The organism is Mesorhizobium sp. M7A.F.Ca.CA.004.12.1.1, from assembly GCF_003997835.1.
In the GTDB taxonomy this organism is placed as follows: domain Bacteria; phylum Pseudomonadota; class Alphaproteobacteria; order Rhizobiales; family Rhizobiaceae; genus Mesorhizobium.
This window is the reverse complement of record NZ_RZRK01000920.1, coordinates 1-2,281: the sequence shown is the minus strand read 5'-3', so window position 1 is coordinate 2,281 and position 2,281 is coordinate 1. Positions and strand designations below refer to the sequence as shown.

1 protein-coding gene and 1 pseudogene are annotated in these 2,281 nt (G+C 63.5%); both read left to right on the top strand.

Annotation, left to right across the window (positions count from 1 at the left end; all coding sequences use genetic code 11):
- Positions 1-267 precede the first annotated feature (267 nt).
- The gene (gene ilvD / locus EN984_RS31725; protein WP_127270685.1) at positions 268-1,992 is read left to right on the top strand and encodes a dihydroxy-acid dehydratase; all 1,725 of its coding nucleotides are present in this window, start codon (positions 268-270) and stop codon (positions 1,990-1,992) included.
- A pseudogene (locus EN984_RS31720) lies at positions 1,979-2,281 on the top strand (sel1 repeat family protein); the annotation flags it as partial. The gene ilvD and the pseudogene EN984_RS31720, both read left to right, overlap by 14 nt.

The window sequence follows — 2,281 nt, the reverse complement described above, 5'->3', positions numbered from 1 at the left end:
GCCTTTTTTGTTTGGGATCGCATCGCCCCGATTTGTCTCATCCAAAGTGCGTTGCATATAATTCGCACCGCCTGCGCCTCCTGCTATTGTGATGTTTTGGCAACACTTTCTGAGCAACCCCTGCGCTGGAAGCCGGGCTGAGGAAATTGCCTATTTCCCGCCATAAACCCGGCGCACCTCGATCTGGTCTCGGGACACGCGCCAAAAGGCTCGGCGAGGGGGCAGCCGCTCCGCCCCATTTGCAGGGAAGATGGGGCAAGGAAGAGTATGGACGCCAAAGTCATCTCCAAGGCTAAGCTCCCTAGCCGCTATGTGACCGTCGGTCCGGCGCGTGCGCCGCATCGTTCCTATCTCTATGCCATGGGTTTGTCGGCGGCCGAGATTGCGCAGCCGCTGGTCGGGGTCGCCTCCTGCTGGAACGAGGCGGCGCCCTGCAACATCTCGCTGATGCGCCAGGCGCAGGTGGTCAAGAAGGGCGTCGCGTCCGCCAGCGGCACGCCGCGCGAATTCTGCACCATCACCGTCACCGACGGCATCGCCATGGGTCACCAGGGCATGAAGTCGTCGCTGGTGTCGCGCGAGGTCATCGCCGATTCGGTCGAACTCACCATGCGCGGCCATTGCTACGATGCGCTGGTCGGGCTCGCCGGCTGCGACAAGTCGCTGCCCGGCATGATGATGGCCATGGTGCGGCTCAACGTGCCGTCGATCTTCATCTATGGCGGTTCGATCCTGCCCGGCAGCTATCGCGGCCGCCAGATCACCGTGCAGGATGTGTTCGAGGCGGTTGGCCAGCATTCGGTAGGCACCATCGATGATGCCGAACTTCTCGAAATCGAGCAGGCGGCCTGCCCGTCGGCCGGCTCCTGCGGCGCCCAGTTCACCGCCAACACCATGGCCACCGTCGCCGAGGCGATCGGCCTGGCGCTGCCCTATTCCTGCGGCGCGCCGGCACCCTATGAAATGCGCGACCGGTTCAATTTCGCCTCCGGCGAAAAGATCATGGAGCTGATCGCGAAAAATATCCGGCCGCGCGACATCGTCACTCTGAAGGCGCTGGAGAATGCGGCGACCGTGGTCTCGGCCACCGGCGGTTCGACCAACGCGGCACTGCATCTGCCGGCGATCGCCCACGAGGCCGGCATCAAGTTCGACCTGTTCGACGTGGCCAAGATCTTCGAGAAGACGCCTTACATCGCCGACCTCAAGCCGGGCGGCAAATATGTCGCCAAGGACATGTTCGAGGCCGGCGGCATTCCGCTGCTGATGAAGACGCTGCTCGACCACGGCTATCTGCATGGCGACTGCATGACCGTGACTGGCCGCACTTTGGCCGAAAACATGCAGCACGTTGTCTGGAATGAGCATCAGGATGTGGTCCGCCCGGCCAACACACCCATTACCCAAACCGGCGGTGTCGTGGGCTTGAAGGGAAACCTTGCCCCCGAAGGCGCGATCGTGAAGGTCGCGGGCATGGCGGAGTTGAAGTTCTCCGGCCCGGCACGCTGCTTCGATTCGGAAGAGGAATGTTTCGAGGCGGTGACGCATCGCAACTACAGGGAAGGCGAGGTTCTCGTCATCCGCTACGAAGGGCCGCGCGGCGGCCCCGGCATGCGCGAGATGCTGTCGACGACGGCAGCGCTGTACGGCCAGGGCATGGGCGGCAAGGTGGCGCTGATCACCGACGGGCGCTTTTCGGGCGCGACGCGCGGCTTCTGCATCGGCCATGTCGGCCCCGAAGCAGCCGTGGGCGGCCCGATCGGACTGCTCAGGGATGGTGACGTGATCTCGATCGACGCGGTGAACGGCACGATCGACGTGGCGTTGTCCGATAGCGAACTGGCGGCGAGGGCAAAGACATGGAAGGCGCGCACGACCGACTATCAGTCGGGCGCGATATGGAAATATGCACAGACGGTAGGGCCGGCGCGCGATGGCGCGGTGACCCATCCGGGCGGTGCGAAAGAAACACACTGTTATGCGGACATCTGAGTTGTTGAGGTCGTCTGTCTTTTCGGCACTGGTCGTGGCCGCCACATTTGGCGCGACCTTTGGCGCCGTGGGCCAGGCCATGGCCTTCGACGACAAGGTGTTCGACGACAAGACCGGGGTGAAGCCGCAATCCAGCCCCTGGGCGGTCTTCCAGTTCGGCTTCTCCGCCTACAAGAACGGCCACAAGGAACAGGCTGCCGAGGCCTACAAATACGCTGCCGAAAACGGCCAGATCGGTGCCACCTGGAAGCTTGCCCGCATGTATGCCGAGGGCGACGGCGTGGCGCGC

Bases quoted from the DNA above. Each gene is read 5' to 3' on its own strand.
- ilvD (WP_127270685.1), top strand. From the start codon at position 268: ATGGACGCCAAAGTCATCTCCAAGGCTAAGCTCCCTAGCCGCTATGTG.